The 15087-nt window shown below is 33.5% G+C and carries 14 protein-coding genes; 4 read left to right on the top strand and 10 right to left on the bottom strand.

The window, feature by feature from the left end:
* Window positions 1–2: 2 nt before the first annotated feature.
* The 7 genes from ACM55F_RS15000 to ACM55F_RS14970 form a co-directional block, all read right to left on the bottom strand.
* Window positions 3–932 (bottom strand): UDP-3-O-(3-hydroxymyristoyl)glucosamine N-acyltransferase, encoded by a 930-nt coding sequence (locus tag ACM55F_RS15000; RefSeq protein WP_416854629.1) that lies wholly within the window; start codon window positions 930–932, stop codon window positions 3–5.
* Window positions 933–1000: 68 nt separating this feature from the next.
* Entirely contained in the window at window positions 1001–1567 is a 567-nt protein-coding gene (efp, locus tag ACM55F_RS14995) for an elongation factor P (RefSeq protein ID WP_416854628.1), read from the bottom strand.
* Between the two features lie 53 nt (window positions 1568–1620).
* Window positions 1621–2406 carry an acyl-ACP--UDP-N-acetylglucosamine O-acyltransferase gene (lpxA, locus tag ACM55F_RS14990; RefSeq protein ID WP_143388917.1) on the bottom strand — a complete coding sequence of 262 codons (786 nt, stop codon included), beginning with the start codon at window positions 2404–2406 and terminating at the stop codon, window positions 1621–1623.
* An 88-nt stretch (window positions 2407–2494) separates the two neighbouring features.
* Window positions 2495–3883, bottom strand: a complete 1389-nt coding sequence (locus ACM55F_RS14985) for a bifunctional UDP-3-O-[3-hydroxymyristoyl] N-acetylglucosamine deacetylase/3-hydroxyacyl-ACP dehydratase (RefSeq protein ID WP_416844559.1) — start codon at window positions 3881–3883, stop codon at window positions 2495–2497.
* Entirely contained in the window at window positions 3876–4919 is a 1044-nt protein-coding gene (gene lpxD, locus ACM55F_RS14980) for a UDP-3-O-(3-hydroxymyristoyl)glucosamine N-acyltransferase (RefSeq protein ID WP_416854627.1), read from the bottom strand. The genes ACM55F_RS14985 and lpxD overlap by 8 nt, the downstream gene beginning before the upstream one ends.
* Before the next feature lie 40 nt (window positions 4920–4959).
* The gene (locus ACM55F_RS14975) at window positions 4960–6189 is read right to left on the bottom strand and encodes an HD domain-containing protein (RefSeq protein ID WP_416854626.1); all 1230 of its coding nucleotides are present in this window, start codon (window positions 6187–6189) and stop codon (window positions 4960–4962) included.
* 122 nt (window positions 6190–6311) lie between these two features.
* Window positions 6312–7106, bottom strand: a complete 795-nt coding sequence (locus ACM55F_RS14970; protein ID WP_416854625.1) for a 3-keto-disaccharide hydrolase — start codon at window positions 7104–7106, stop codon at window positions 6312–6314.
* A 256-nt stretch (window positions 7107–7362) separates the two neighbouring features.
* On the opposite strand from ACM55F_RS14970, the gene ACM55F_RS14965 reads away from it, so the two are divergent.
* From ACM55F_RS14965 to ACM55F_RS14950, 4 genes are read left to right on the top strand one after another with little or no spacing between them, the layout of a single operon-like run.
* Window positions 7363–7857 (top strand): GbsR/MarR family transcriptional regulator, encoded by a 495-nt coding sequence (locus tag ACM55F_RS14965; RefSeq protein ID WP_416854624.1) that lies wholly within the window; start codon window positions 7363–7365, stop codon window positions 7855–7857.
* Between the two features lie 30 nt (window positions 7858–7887).
* Complete coding sequence (locus ACM55F_RS14960; RefSeq protein WP_416854623.1) at window positions 7888–8994, top strand: efflux RND transporter periplasmic adaptor subunit; 1107 nt, start codon at window positions 7888–7890, stop codon at window positions 8992–8994.
* A 33-nt stretch (window positions 8995–9027) separates the two neighbouring features.
* Complete coding sequence (locus ACM55F_RS14955) at window positions 9028–12159, top strand: efflux RND transporter permease subunit (protein WP_416854622.1); 3132 nt, start codon at window positions 9028–9030, stop codon at window positions 12157–12159.
* Between the two features lie 28 nt (window positions 12160–12187).
* Window positions 12188–13588, top strand: a complete 1401-nt coding sequence (locus tag ACM55F_RS14950; protein WP_416854621.1) for an efflux transporter outer membrane subunit — start codon at window positions 12188–12190, stop codon at window positions 13586–13588.
* A 114-nt stretch (window positions 13589–13702) separates the two neighbouring features.
* Here the strand turns inward: ACM55F_RS14950 and ACM55F_RS14945 are convergent, their stop codons facing one another.
* The 3 genes from ACM55F_RS14945 to ACM55F_RS14935 are packed head-to-tail and all read right to left on the bottom strand — an operon-like array spanning window position 13703 to window position 15037.
* On the bottom strand, window positions 13703–14182 hold the full coding sequence (locus tag ACM55F_RS14945) for a GyrI-like domain-containing protein (protein WP_416854619.1): 480 nt from the start codon (window positions 14180–14182) through the stop codon (window positions 13703–13705).
* Between the two features lie 34 nt (window positions 14183–14216).
* Window positions 14217–14756, bottom strand: coding sequence for a GNAT family N-acetyltransferase (locus tag ACM55F_RS14940; protein WP_416854618.1), 540 nt, complete (start codon window positions 14754–14756; stop codon window positions 14217–14219).
* A complete protein-coding gene (locus tag ACM55F_RS14935; protein WP_416854616.1) occupies window positions 14753–15037 on the bottom strand; it encodes a toxin-antitoxin system YwqK family antitoxin in 285 nt (94 codons plus the stop codon). Before ACM55F_RS14935 ends, ACM55F_RS14940 begins: the two co-directional genes overlap by 4 nt.
* Between the last annotated feature and the right edge of the window lie 50 nt (window positions 15038–15087).

Genomic DNA, 15087 nt, shown 5'->3' with positions numbered 1-15087 from the left:
AATTATTTTAGTTTATTAAGAATTTCGGGTATCTTTTTGATATTTGCAAGTTGTTTCAATTTTTCTCTTGATTCTTCGATTGGTGTACCAAAGTAAGATTTACCTCCTTCTACTGATTTTGTAACTCCTGTTTGACCAAGAATAACTGCCTTCGCTCCTATTGTAATTCCGCTGGTAGTTCCTACTTGTCCCCAAATTGTAACTTCATCTTCAATAATTACGCAGCCTGCTATTCCGGTTTGTGAAGCTATCAAACATTTTTTTCCAATCACGGTATCATGACCAACATGTACCTGATTGTCAATTTTTGTGCCTTCGCCAATAGTAGTATCACCTGTAACTCCTTTGTCAATGGTGCAAAGAGCCCCTATTCCAACATTGTCTTTAATAACCACTCTTCCACCAGAAAGCAATTGATCGTATCCTTCAGGACGCTTTTTATAGTAAAACGCATCAGCACCAAGAATAGTTCCAGCGTGAATGATTACATTATCACCAATTACAGTATAATCATAAATCGAAACATTAGAATGGATTAAACAATTTTTTCCAATAACAACATGATTTCCAATAAAGCTATTAGGCTGTATTATAGTGTTTTCACCTATTAAAGCTGAAGTAGCTATTGAAACATTCGAAAATTGAAACGGCTTGAAATAGTTTGTCAATTTATTAAAATCTCTAAAAGGATCTTCAGAAATCAACAATGCTTTTCCATCCGGACAAGCTACATTTTTATTGATTAAAACAATAGTCGCTGCAGAGTTTAATGCTTTATCATAATACTTAGGATGATCCACAAAAACAATATCTCCGGATTCAACAACATGAATTTCATTCATTCCTGTCACTGGAAAATTTTTATCACCAACATATTCACAGTCGATGATACTTGCAATTTCTTCTAAAGTGTAAACTTTTTGGAATTTCATAAATTTAATGTTCAGTTTCAATATTCAGTATTCAGCTCATTTGTAAGCTGAATACTGAACATTGTAATCTACTCTTTTACACGTTCCATGTAAGAACCTGATGCAGTATCAATTTTAATTTTATCTCCTTCATTAATAAACAAAGGGACATTTACAGTTGCACCAGTTTCAACAGTTGCTGATTTTGTAGCATTTGTAGCAGTATTCCCTTTAATTCCGGGCTCAGCATAAGTAACTTCCAGAACTACTGAAGCTGGCATATCTACTGAAAGTGGCAAATCAGTCTCTGTATTGATACTTACCATTACATTTTCTCCTTCTTTTAATAATCCCGGTGAATCCAAAATGTTTTTATTCAAAGAAATTTGTTCAAATGTCTCCGTGTTCATAAAATGAAATAAATCACCTTCTGGATATAAATATTGAAATTTATGGTTTTCTACTCTAACTTCTTCAATTTTATGTCCTGCAGAAAAAGTATTATCCAATACCTTTCCATTCGTTAAACTTCTTAGTTTTGTTCGAACAAAAGCAGGCCCTTTACCTGGTTTTACGTGAAGAAATTCTATGATTTTGTAAATATCATTGTTGTATTTAATACACAATCCGTTTTTAATGTCTGATGTAGATGCCATTATATTGTTTATTTTTATTAATATTTTTTATTTTTTAATAACTGAAAACAGTTTTAGTAGTTTCCTGAATATCCTTTCATTATTCCTCTTGACGAATTTCTGATAAAATCAATGATTTCATCTCTTTCCGTTGTTGCTTCCATCTCTGCTTCAATAATATCTAATGCCTGAGAGGTATTATAATTTTTCTGATACAGAATTCTATAGATATCCTGGATTTCTCTGATCTTTTCAGTTGTAAAACCACGTCTTCTTAATCCAACAGAATTAATCCCAACATATGATAAAGGTTCTTTAGCCGCTTTTGTATAAGGTGGAACATCTTTTCTTACTAAAGAACCACCAGATATCATTGCATGATCTCCTATGCTAATAAATTGATGAATTGCCGCCAAACCTCCGATAACTGCAAAATTACCTACAGTAACGTGACCAGCCAAAGCAACACCGTTTACTATAATTGCATTATCGCCGATATGACAATCATGAGCTATGTGCGCCGTTGCCATTACCAGGCAATTGTTACCTAAAGTAGTTTGTCCAGATGCTATTGTTCCTCTATTGATGGTTACACATTCTCTAATCGTACAATTGTCACCAATTATCGCTAAAGAATCTTCCCCTCCAAATTTCAAATCTTGTGGAACTGCGGAGATTACTGCACCAGGGAATATATTACAATTTTTTCCAATTCTTGCGCCTTCCATGATGGTAACATTTGAACCTATCCAAGTTCCATCTCCAATAATAACATTATTGTGAATCGTAGTAAAAGGCTCTATAACAACATTTTTGGCTATTTTTGCGCCAGGATGAACATATGCTAGTGGTTGATTCATCTACTTTTTTTATTTTTTATATTAATTAGACCAAAAAAACTATAAACCCATTATTTTCCAAATGAATGATACAGTTTTAAATCTAAATTTATTGTTTTTTTGCAATTTGAGCCATTAACTCCGCTTCTGCAACTAGTTTACCATTTGCATAAGCATTCGCTTGCATATGACAAATACCTCTTCTGATTGGCGTTATTAAATCACATTTAAAAATTAAAGTATCACCTGGGAGTACTTTATGTTTGAATTTAACCTTATCAATTTTCATGAAGAAAGTCAAATAGTTCTCAGGATCAGGAACCGTACTTAATACTAAAATCCCTCCTGTTTGTGCCATTGCCTCTACAATTAAAACACCTGGCATAACTGGAGCTTCCGGGAAATGCCCAACAAAGAAATTTTCATTCATTGTAACATTTTTCATCCCTACAACATGACTTTCAGACATTTCGATGATTCTGTCAATCAATAAAAATGGAGGTCTATGAGGAAGAACAGCCATAATTTTATGGATGTCCATTAAAGGCTCTTGATTTAAATCATAAACAGGAACATAATTTCTTTGTTCTATTTTTATAATTTTAGCCATTTTTTTTGCAAATTGAGTATTTACAAAATGACCTGGCTTATTGGCAATCACTTTACCTTGTATTCTTGTTCCAATTAAAGCTAAATCACCTACGACATCTAATAGTTTATGTCTCGCAGCTTCATTAGGATAATGCAACGTAAGATTATCTAAAATACCGTTAGGCTTAACAGTTAACTCCTCTTTTCCAAAAGCAACTTTTAAATTCTCCATTGTGGCGGCTGATATTTCTTTATCAACATATACAATAGCATTATTTAAATCACCTCCTTTTATTAAGCCGTTTTCCAACAATGATTCTAATTCATGTAAAAAGCTGAACGTTCTGGATTCAGATATTTCAGTTTTAAATTCTGAAATATTTTTCATGTTAGCATTTTGGGTTCCTAAAATTTTAGTTCCAAAATCCACCATTGCAGTAACTGAATAATGATCACTTGGCATCACTAAAATTTCACTGCCAGTTGCTTCATCAGTAAAAGAAATAACTTCTTTCACCACGTACACATTTCTTTTGGCATTTTGCTCTTCAATACCTGCTTTTTCAAGGGCTTCGACAAAATATTTTGAAGAACCATCCATTATAGGCAGCTCTGAAGCATTTAGTTCAATGATAACATTATCTAAATCGCAACCAATTAATGCCGCTAAAACATGTTCTGGTGTTTGAATTTTTACACCTAGTTTTTCTAAATTGGTTCCTCTTTGTGTATTTACAACATAATTTGCATCAGCTTCAATAACAGGTTGTCCTTCCAGATCTACTCGAACAAAAGTAAAACCATTATTTACTGGAGCAGGTTTAAAAGTCATTTTAACTTCTTTTCCTGTGTGTAATCCAACTCCAGTTAGTGAGATTTCTGTTTTGATGGTCTGCTGTTTAACCATTTTTTCCATTTTTTTGGTTTGATATTTGTTTTTTTAATTCTTCTATTTCTGCAACAATTTTAGGTAGATTCCTGAAATGAACATAGGATTTACTAAAATCATTGTATCCAAATGCAGGACTTCCCTGCAAGACTTCGTCATCTTTTATATTCCTGCCTACACCAGATTGAGCCTGAATACGGACATTATTACCAATGGTCAAATGTCCTGAGATCCCTACCTGGCCGCCAATCATCCCATTCTTACCAATTTTTGTAGAACCTGCAACTCCCGTTTGAGCAGCAATTACAGTATTCTCACCAATTTCGACATTGTGGGCAATCTGAATTTGATTGTCTAGCTTCACTCCTTTTCGTATAATTGTTGAACCCATTGTGGCCCTGTCAATTGTAGTACACGATCCTATATCAACATTATCTTCAATAATTACATTTCCTATTTGTGGAATTTTAGTATAAGTACCATCCGGATTTGGTGCAAAACCAAAACCATCAGCTCCTATAATAGCTCCAGAATGAATCGTGCAATTATTTCCAATAACAGTCTCCGAATAAATTTTTGCGCCAGCAAATAATATCACATTATTTCCTATTACTACATTATCACCAATGAAACAATTAGGGTAAATTTTTACATTTTCACCTAAAACTGCATGCTGTCCTATGTAACTAAAACTTCCCAAATATAAATTATCTCCAAATTTTACATTTTCTGCAATAAATGAAGGTTGTTCGATTCCACTTTTATTTAATTTAACCTGATTATAAAATTCCAATAATTTAGTAAATGAAGCATAAGCATCCTCCACTTTTATTAATGTGGTACTAAGAGGCGCGTCAGAGGAAAAAGTATTATTAACAATTGTAACAGAGGCTTTTGTAGAATAAATATAATTTTGGTATTTAGGATTTGACAAAAAAGTAAGCGATCCCTCAGCACCCTCTTCAATTTTTGACAATCTAGAAACTTCAGCCATAGGATTCCCCACAACTTCGCCATCTAATATTCCCGCTATTTGTTCTGCTGTAAATTTCATTGCGACAAAAATATAAAAAAATAGATTTTAAATGTTCATTTTATACAAGTTGTTTTGGGAAACATATATAATATTTGGTCACCGATTTAGATAACGATTTTAAATTCAGCTGATCAGAAGATTCAATAACGTCCTCAATTGTTCTGTCTTTTTTCAAAATCCGTATCGGTTCGGCTTCTTTACTATAGGCTTGGTTTTTTATTTTCCCTTTAAAAATAAAATAATTAGTCTCTGATAATGAAATATTATTCTCCTGCGCAAATCGTTCTTTCAAAGGTTGCAACTCTTCAATATCAACTTTTTCACTGGTTAATTTTATTTTTAATAAATCACGATTAACTATCATTTTACTCAATGATGACAATATAAAATCATCTTGTTTTTGCCAAGATTTCAATGCACTAATGATATCAAAATCATCTAATTGAGAAAATAAATCCAAATTTTCAGCATCAAAAGTAGCTATAGTGACTTTGTTTTGCATGAAAAACAATAGCGGTTCACTACAAGGAAGTTGCGTTCCTTTTAACGTTAATTCTTTGGCGCGTTTTAATACTTTCGTCAAAATTAACTCAGCTACCAAACTCGTTTTGTGCAAATACGCCTGCCAATACATTAAGCGTCTTGACATCAGAAACTTCTCTACAGAATAAATTCCTTTTTCTTCAATTACCAAGAAATCATCCACTACATTCATCATTTGAATCAGTCGCTCTGAATTGACATTTCCTTCTGCCACACCCGAATAAAAACTGTCTCGTTTCAGATAATCCATTCGATCCATATCCAATTGACTGGAAATCAATTGTAACATGAATTTCCTATTATATTCCCCTTTAAAAACCTGAATTGCCAAACTTAACTGACCGTTAAATTCCACATTTAATTGGTTCATAAATAATAGCGATATTTCTTCATGGTGTACATCTTCAACAATGCTTTTTTCCATAGCATGTGAAAAAGGCCCATGACCTATATCATGCAATAAAATAGCTATATACAACGCATTTTCTTCCTCCGGAGATATTGAAACTCCTTTGAATCGCAATACATCGACTGCTTTTTGCATCAAATGCATACAACCTAAAGCATGATGAAAACGGGTATGATTTGCTCCCGGATATACTAAATACGACAATCCCATTTGGGAAATTCGACGTAAACGTTGAAAATAAGGATGCTGAACTAAATCGTAGATTAAGGCATTTGGAATCGTAATAAACCCATAAATGGGATCATTGAATATTTTTAGCTTATTGATTTGACTCACTATTAAGTTTGTTTTTAAGGTCAACAAATATAAGTAAATTAGATTTCAAAACAGAAACGTTCCTGATTCTGTTTTGGAGCCAAAAAAATGGAGCGTTTTTAGCGCTCCATTGGTATATTTTTTTAAAGTTTTCTAATCCAAATATTTCTGAATTGATTTTTAGAATCATGATCTTGAAGCGAAATAACATCATCGCCATGAGACGAAGGATAATTATGTAAACCAATGTAAAATGTCAACCCGTTTATGGTAGTATTATTTTGTACTAAAACACCATTCAAAAACACAGTGATTCTGGCCGGAGCATCAATTCTGCCATCAGCTTTGAATCGAGGAGCAGTGTAGATTACATCGTAAACATTCCATTCTAATGGCGTTTTTACAGCGTTTACTAATGGTGGATGATCTTTATAAATACTTCCCGCCTGACCATTATTATACGTTCTGTTGTTGTAGGAATCTAATATTTGTAATTCGTATCTGTTTTGGAAAAATACACCACTGTTTCCTCTTGCTTGTCCTCCATCTAAAACAACATCCGGCGCGCTCCATTCCAAGTGTAACTGACAATCACCAAAGGCCATTTTGGTTTGAATGGCTCCGGAACCTGGAACGACTTCCATATAGTCTTTGTCAACAATTTTCCAACCTGCAGGTTTGTTTACATCTTTTTGACTTACCCATTGATCTAAGTTTTTACCGTCAAATAAAATAATCGCATCCGAAGGTGCACTTCCAAGGGTTTTAGCAGGCGTGATTACTTTCACTTCCGGTTCCCAAATTTCAGTCATTTCGGGTTTCATTGGCATTGGGGAAACCTCCGGCGGAGTATTCACATATTTGTGTTGTGCCATAGCTGCCGTTGCAGAAAATAAGGCAATCATAAAAAAAGAATTCTTGAAGTTTTTAGATTTCATAGTTAAATTCATTTGGTTTAAAAAAATATAAATATAGGGTAATTGTTCTCTTTTTCAATATTAAGCATTTTTTTTTCACGAAATAACTTTTAACCTAAATATAACTAATTGATTGTTAAACTTTAGATATTAAACTAAAACATCAAACCCAAATAACAAATCAGAAAGTAATAATATGTTAAAAAATATTTAACATAAATTTAAGTTCGTTTAGTTCGGTAAATTATGAACTAACTTTACTTTTGCAAAAAAAATCATGACTGCTATACAAAAAGAGAGAGAACAACTTATCGAGATGTTTGGAATTCATTTTGAGTTATTATACAATTTACCGCCACTGGGTTCAAGAATTCTTGCATTACTAATAATAGATGGTTGCAAAACAGGATTAACTTTCGAAGAAATAGTTGAAAAACTTGGTGCCAGTAAAAGCTCCATTTCTACGAACTTAAATCTACTTCTAAAAATGGATAAAATAAATTATTATACTTTATCAGGTGATCGAAAAAAATATTTTAAGCCCTCTCCGTTCAGTGAAAGGCTTTCTAATTATATCAAAATACTTGATTCTGAAAAAAAAATAATAGACAAATTAATCACTTACAGAGAGCAAACAATTTCTTGCACAGAAGAACAATGTAACATGGAAAATGTAAAAGCCTATAAAGCCCATGTTTGCGAAGTTGAAGAACTTTTGATCAAAACGATCGAAAAATTTAAGGAAATAGAAATCAATAATAGTAAAAAATAATAATCAATTAAATTTAGTAAATATTCCCCTATGAAAAAGAAATATTTTATAAGCGCAATTTTGTTATCAATAAGTTTGCTCTCCTGTAAAAAAGAAACAACTCAAGCAGCACCTCCTGTTATGCCTTATAAGGTAATTGAAATTGGAACATCTAATACTACTTTACTAGCAGAATATCCTGCAACTTTAGAAGGAATTACAGATATTGATATTCGTGCAAAAGTGGATGGATACATTGAAAAAATATATGTAACAGAAGGGCAAGAAGTTAAAAAAGGGCAATTGCTTTTTAAATTAGAGACACAAACAGCGAACCAAGAAGCAGCTGCTGCAAAAGCAAAAGTAACCGCAGCTCAGGTAGAAGTAAATCGTTTAATCCCATTAGTAGAACGTAACATAATCAGTGATGTTCAATTAGAGACTGCCAAAGCAAATTTAGCTAGTGCTAAAAGCACCTATCAAAGTATCGTTGCAACAATTAACTATGCTACCATAAAAAGTCCAGTTAACGGAATTGTCGGAACGTTACCTTTAAGACTTGGAAGTTATGTAAGTAGTCAAACAACAGAACCATTAACTCGTATTTCAGATGTTAGTACCATTTATGCTTATTTTTCAGTAAATGAAAAACAACAATTAGACATCATGATGAATGCAGAAGGAAAGTCATTTCAAGAAAAAATCAACAAAATGGAAAACGTAAATTTGATTTTGAGCAATGGCATGCAATATGAGCAAAAGGGAAAAATTGAAACTTTTAGCGGACAAGCAAACTCTCAAACAGGTTCGTTTAACGTAAGAGCACGTTTTTCAAATGGGGACAAATTATTGCGTTCTGGAGGAAGCGGAACGATTCAAATACCAACAGAATTAAAAGATGTTATTATAATCCCACAAAATGCTTCATTAGAATTACAAGACAAACGCATAGCCCTTGTTGTTGATAAAGACAATAAAGTGAAAGCCGTCCCAATTGAGGTTCGTGCAATTCCTGGAGGTAAATTTTTTGTAGTGGATAGCGGATTAAATATAAATGATAAAATTCTTATTGAAGGGGTTGGAGTGGTAAGTGAAGGGACCCTTATTAAACCTGAAGTGGTTGATTTTAATTCAATAATCAATCCAACAAAAAAATAATTGCCAAACTAACTGTTGAATAAATAACAAAATATGTTTTCAAAATTCATTGACAGACCGGTATTGTCAACGGTGATTTCTATTATCATCGTAATTTTGGGAGTTTTAGGGTTAATCTCGCTTCCAGTTTCACAATATCCAGAAATAGCGCCGCCTACAGTAACGGTATCAGCAAATTACCAAGGGGCAAGTGCCGAAGTTGTAATGAACTCGGTAGTAATTCCCTTAGAGGAACAAATTAATGGTGTTGAAGACATGAGTTACATGACTTCAACCTCAAATAATGATGGTTCAGCATCGATTAATATCTATTTTAAATTAGGAACAAATCCTGATTTAGCTGCCGTGAATGTACAAAACCGTGTATCACGTGCAACACCTTTATTACCTCAGGAAGTTACAAGAGCGGGTGTTACAACTTCAAAAAGGCAAAGTGATAATATTTTGATTTTATCATTGTATAGTGAGAATCCCGAATATGATGATACTTTTCTTCAAAATTATGCTAATATCAATATTTTACCAAAAATAAAACGTGTAGCCGGAGTTGGAGAAGCTATGATTTTTGGTCAAAAAGACTACTCTATGCGTATTTGGCTTAAGCCGGATGTAATGGGAGCTTATGGACTTGTTCCTTCTGATATTACTACATTATTAGCTGAACAAAACATTGAAGCTGCACCAGGACAATTGGGTGAAAGTGGCGACCAATCTTTTCAATATACTTTAAAATACAAAGGACGTTTACAAAACGTAAAAGAATTTGAAGAAATTATTGTTCGTTCAACCGAAAACGGAGAAATCCTTAAGTTAGGTGACGTTGCAAAGATTGAGCTTGGTGCTGTTAATTATGCCAGTAATGCCTATACAAACGGTGACAAATCTATTGCAATTGCCATTGCACAAACTGCTGGTTCTAATGCACAAGAAGTTATTGAAGGATCTTTAAAAGTATTAAATGAATCTGAAGTAAATTTCCCAAAAGGGGTAAAATATGCTACATTAATTAATGCAAATGACTTCTTGGATGAATCAATTACAAAAGTAATTCATACGTTAATTGAAGCCTTTATATTAGTATTTATTGTGGTTTTTATCTTTTTACAAGATTGGAGATCAACACTTATTCCAGCGATTTCTGTACCGGTTGCAATTGTAGGTACATTCTTTTTCCTAAGTTTATTTGGTTTTACCATTAACTTGTTAACACTATTTGCGTTAGTACTGGCAGTAGGGATTGTAGTTGATGATGCCATTGTAGTAGTGGAAGCTGTCCATGCTAAAATGGAAGCTGGAGAGCACAATCCAAAAAAAGCGGCTCATAGTGCCATGCAAGATATTAGTAGTGCAATAATTTCCATTACTCTTGTTATGTCGGCCGTATTTATTCCTGTTTCTTTTATTAGTGGTTCAGCCGGGGTTTTCTACAAACAGTTTGGATTAACTTTAGCTGTTTCAATTGTATTGTCAGCTATTAACGCCCTTACACTTTCTCCTGCGTTGTGTGCCATTTTCTTAAAGGAACATGTACCTAGTTCAAAGAAAAAAGGTTTTGCAGAACGTTTTTATACTGCATTTAATGCTGGATTTGAAACAACAACCGCAAAATACAAAAGATCAGTTGAGTTTTTTATAAAACGCAAATGGTTAGCCTTTTTAGGAATTGCCGTTTTTGCAGGAATTTTTATTTTGTTATTGAATATTACGCCAAAGGCTTTTGTCCCTGGTGAAGATACAGGAGCCATTCTTTCTGATGTTTCACTTCCACCGGGAACTTCATTACAAAGAACTGAGGAAGTCTTATTGCAAATTGAAAATAAAGTAAAAGATATTCCTGAAATACAAGAAGTGCTTCGTATTTCTGGTCGTAGTTTAATTAGTGGTACTGGTAGTAACTACGGAATGGTAATTGTAAAATTGAAACCTTGGGCAGAACGTAAAGAAGCCAATCAGGAAATAAATGCAATTGTACAAGAATTATTTAAGCGTGCAGCAACAGTTAAAGATGCAAAAGTGCTCTTTTTTGCTCGCCCTACGCTTGTTGGTTTTGGTTTTACCAATGGTTTTGAGTTTCAATTGCAAGATCAAAAAGGTGGAACTATTCAGGAGTTAAGTGATGTAAACAATAAATTTTTGGCCGCTTTAAACAGCCGTCCCGAAATCAAGTATGCGGCTACCTCTTTTTCACCAAATTATCCGCAATACCGAATAGATTTGAATGTTGCTGCCATAAAAAAATCAGGATTAACAGTTACTGATGTTTTAGGAACTATGCAAGGATATTATGGTGGAGTTTATGCTTCTAATTTTAATAAGTTTGGTAAACAATACCGTGTGGTATATCAATCTGATCCGGAGTTTAGAAGTAATCCTGAATCCTTAAATAAAGTATTGGTTAGAAATAGTAATGGTCAAATGGCTCCTATTTCACAATTTGTGACTTTAGTAAAAGTTTTTGGACCTCAGGCTATAGACCGATTCAATTTGTTTACCTCAGTAAAAATAACAGGTGCTCCAAATGAGGGTTTCAGTTCTGGTGATGCAATTAAAGCAGTTGAAGAAGTTGCCAGTCAGAGTTTGCCGCTTGGATATGGTTATGAATTTTCTGGAATGACTCGTGAGGAAATTAGCGCAGGTGGTCAAACATTGTATATTTTCTTATTGTGTTTGGTTTTTGTATATTTCTTATTAGCCGCTCAATATGAAAGTTATATGTTGCCTTTTGCAGTATTAATTTCACTACCAATTGGTTTAGCAGGAGCTTACATATTTGCTTATTTATTCAATGTTAGTAATAACATTTACTTACAAATTACACTTATTATGCTTATTGGATTGCTCGCCAAGAATGCCATTTTGATAGTAGAATTCTCTGTTGATTCCAGAAAAAAAGGAATGAGTATTACGCAAGCTGCTATTCATGGTGCTGTTGCCCGTTTACGTCCTATTTTGATGACTTCGTTTGCATTTATCTTTGGATTATTGCCTCTAATGTTAGCTAAAGGTGCGGGAGCTGTTGGTAATAATGCTATTGGAACTGGAGCGATTGGAGGAATGTTAATTGGAACCATTTTAGGGGTATTTGTAATACCGGTATTGTTTATAATTTTCCAAACATTACAGGAAAAAATTTCTACAAAACCACTTCCTATAGAAATTCAGTAATCAGATGTTGCACTTTTAGATGATAAAAATGAAAAATAATATATACAGAATCACACTCTTGGGAGTTACAGCAACACTGATGCAATCGTGTTTTGTTGCTAAAGATTACAAACGTCCGGAATTACAAACAGAAAATTTGTACAGAAATGAAGTGATGTCAACAGACACTACTGCATTAGCAAATGTTTCTTGGGATAAAATTTTCACAGATCCACTTTTGCAGGGGTATATTAAAAAAGGGTTAGAGAATAATTTAGACATCCGTATTGCGATACAAAATATTGCCGCTGCACAAGCGACAATGAAACAAGGAAAAGCTGGCTACTTCCCTACTCTTTCTGCAGGTGCCGATTGGACGCACCAAGAACTTTCTAAAAATAGTCAGTTTGGTGCATTGCTACAAGACAGAAGTACCGATCAATATCAGTTGACAGGAAGTCTTTCGTGGGAAGCTGATATTTGGGGGAAAATAAGAAGTAACAAGCGCGCTGCAAATGCCTCTTATCTACAAACAACTGCGGTAAATCAAGCAATAAAAACCCAATTAATTACTGATATTGCCTCTACTTATTACCAACTGCTTTCGGTTGATGCACAAATAAAAGTTGCCGAAGAAACTTTGATCAATAGAAACAAAAGTATCGAAACTATATTAGCATTAAAAAAAGCAGGTAATGTAACTGAAGTTGGGGTAAAACAAACTGAAGCACAAAAATATGCTACTGAAATTATTATTGCTGATTTGAAGAACAGCATCATCATTTTAGAAAATACAATGAGTGTTCTTTTGGGTGAAGCTTCAAATAAAATTGAACGCAGTACTTTTGAAACTCAAAACATGCAGCCAAGCATTACTCTTGGTGTTCCTGCCAATTTATTGAGAAATAGACCTGATGTTATTGCAGCCGAATACAATTTAATCAACAATTTTGAAATGACAAACGTTGCTCAAAGTGGTTTTTATCCTACCTTAAAAATCACTGCTACCGGCGGACTTCAAAGTATTGATTTGAAAGAATGGTTCAGTGCAAACTCTATTTTTGCAAATGTAGTAACGGGATTAACGCAACCTATTTTTAATCAAAGACAAATTAAAACGAGGTTCGAAATTGCAAAAGCCAATCAAGAGAAAGCCTATATTCAGTTTGAGCAGTCGTTATTAACCGCAGGAAAAGAAGTTTCGAATGCACTGGCACAATACAACAATGAAACATTTAAACTCACCGTTAGAAAAAAACAAGTGGATGCTTTGAATAAAGCCACTGATTATTCGGATGAATTATTAACGTATGGTTTAGCCAATTATTTAGAGGTATTGACTTCTAAAAATGATGCTTTAAATGCTAAATTAAGTTTAGTAGACAATAAATTCCAACAATATAAAGCGATAATTCAATTGTACAGAGCCCTTGGTGGTGGCTGGCATTAATGAGATTGCTGGACTAATTATTATTGATTCCTGTTTGTTCAAAACCACTGCTTATTGTACCGGCAGTGGTTTTGTCATTTATTACTATTGTGTTTTTGATAAATGATCTGGAATTTATTTCAGTTGGATTGGAATCCAAATTTCCTCTTCGGAATTGGGGTCATTATTCTTGTATTTTTCTCCCAATAGTTCAAAATGTAATCTGTCATCCAAAACGTATTCAGAGTTGGGTAACCAAGTTCCAAAAATATATTGAAATGTTTTTGAAGCAGTCGTAACATCGCCTTTATGAACAAAAACAGCATACAATCCTCCAACCAAAGTTATCGGTTCCATCGCCTCTGGAATTTCATTGAAATCTGTTACAGCAACGGCTGCCCATTTTTCGAATTCAGTATTGGGATTAAAAGTATTAAAATACGACGCATCGTATTTTTGAATTGAATATAAATCCGTATCAATATTATTTTTAATTTCCTTTCGCCTTGGCATAAAGCTTTTCCAAAGTTCCGCTGTTTTATTATTGGATAACGAAAGTGTAATTCTTTTCCCAATAAGTTTTGTTTCCGGTAGCGTTTCAATTCTAGGATTCATATAAAAATGTTTTTTTTTTAGAATTTGCGAATGATTAATCGGTTTCTAAAATAGCGTAACCGTAATTATCGGACCAGCCAGATGACAACGGCAACAATTTTCGGGTGTGGGCTTCTCTTGTCATTCCAGTTTTTTCTAAAACGCTTATTGAACCTATATTTCCCACAGCACAACCTGCTTCAATACGATGCAGATTCAGTTCCTTAAAACCAAAACGGAGAATTTCTTTCAAAGATTCTGTAGCGTACCCTTTGTTCCAATGATCTTTGTGGAATTTAAACCAAACTTCGGCATTTTTATATTTTACTTTTCCCAAATTGATTCCTATTAATCCTATAATTTGGTTTCCGGTATTCAATTCGACCGCAAAAGTAAAATGGGTCGTAAACGCTTTGTTATTTTCAAAAATCCACTTTTCAAAAAGTAGTTTTGTTTCTTCAATAGCTGCAGGAATTCCTAACGTATTGAATTCATCCGTTTCTTTCAAAGAATGCAATTCGTGAATATATTCCAAATCCAATAATGCAATTGGCCTTAGAATCAATCGTTCTGTTTTGAGAATTAGGGTGTTCATTTTTTGTTTTTAATGATTTTATCGTTTTCAAAACTCTCTTGATATTCTACTTGATCGTTTCTGTCATACCGAATAAAAGAACCATTTTTCTTGCTGTTTTTGAAATTTCCAACTTGCCAAAGTTGCCCGGTCTCCCGATAAAATATCCACTCACCTTCCATCAGTCCATTAATAAATGTGCCTTTTGCTTTCACTTTTCCGTTTTTGAAAAAATAAGTTAATTGGTCTCCAACTAACTCATGGGCTATTTGTCCGTTTACATAGTATTTTTTATCTAACATATTAATTTAATTACATTTTTTTAGTTAAGAATTGGTCATTTTTAAAAACA

The organism is Flavobacterium melibiosi, from assembly GCF_048158545.1.
Lineage (GTDB): Bacteria > Bacteroidota > Bacteroidia > Flavobacteriales > Flavobacteriaceae > Flavobacterium > Flavobacterium melibiosi.
The sequence above is the reverse complement of the archived record's forward strand: the minus strand, read 5'-3'. Positions and strand labels throughout refer to the sequence as shown.

Coding starts and splice junctions, on each gene's coding strand:
- ACM55F_RS14955 (WP_416854622.1), top strand. CDS start 9,028: ATGTTTTCAAAATTCATTGACAGACCGGTATTGTCAACGGTGATTTCT.
- ACM55F_RS14960 (WP_416854623.1), top strand. CDS start 7,888: ATGAAAAAGAAATATTTTATAAGCGCAATTTTGTTATCAATAAGTTTG.
- ACM55F_RS14940 (WP_416854618.1), bottom strand. CDS start 14,756: ATGAACACCCTAATTCTCAAAACAGAACGATTGATTCTAAGGCCAATT.
- lpxA (WP_143388917.1), bottom strand. CDS start 2,406: ATGAATCAACCACTAGCATATGTTCATCCTGGCGCAAAAATAGCCAAA.
- ACM55F_RS14970 (WP_416854625.1), bottom strand. CDS start 7,106: ATGAAATCTAAAAACTTCAAGAATTCTTTTTTTATGATTGCCTTATTT.
- lpxD (WP_416854627.1), bottom strand. CDS start 4,919: ATGAAATTTACAGCAGAACAAATAGCGGGAATATTAGATGGCGAAGTT.
- ACM55F_RS14945 (WP_416854619.1), bottom strand. CDS start 14,182: ATGAATCCTAGAATTGAAACGCTACCGGAAACAAAACTTATTGGGAAA.
- ACM55F_RS15000 (WP_416854629.1), bottom strand. CDS start 932: ATGAAATTCCAAAAAGTTTACACTTTAGAAGAAATTGCAAGTATCATC.
- ACM55F_RS14935 (WP_416854616.1), bottom strand. CDS start 15,037: ATGTTAGATAAAAAATACTATGTAAACGGACAAATAGCCCATGAGTTA.
- ACM55F_RS14965 (WP_416854624.1), top strand. CDS start 7,363: ATGACTGCTATACAAAAAGAGAGAGAACAACTTATCGAGATGTTTGGA.
- ACM55F_RS14985 (WP_416844559.1), bottom strand. CDS start 3,883: ATGGTTAAACAGCAGACCATCAAAACAGAAATCTCACTAACTGGAGTT.
- efp (WP_416854628.1), bottom strand. CDS start 1,567: ATGGCATCTACATCAGACATTAAAAACGGATTGTGTATTAAATACAAC.
- ACM55F_RS14950 (WP_416854621.1), top strand. CDS start 12,188: ATGAAAAATAATATATACAGAATCACACTCTTGGGAGTTACAGCAACA.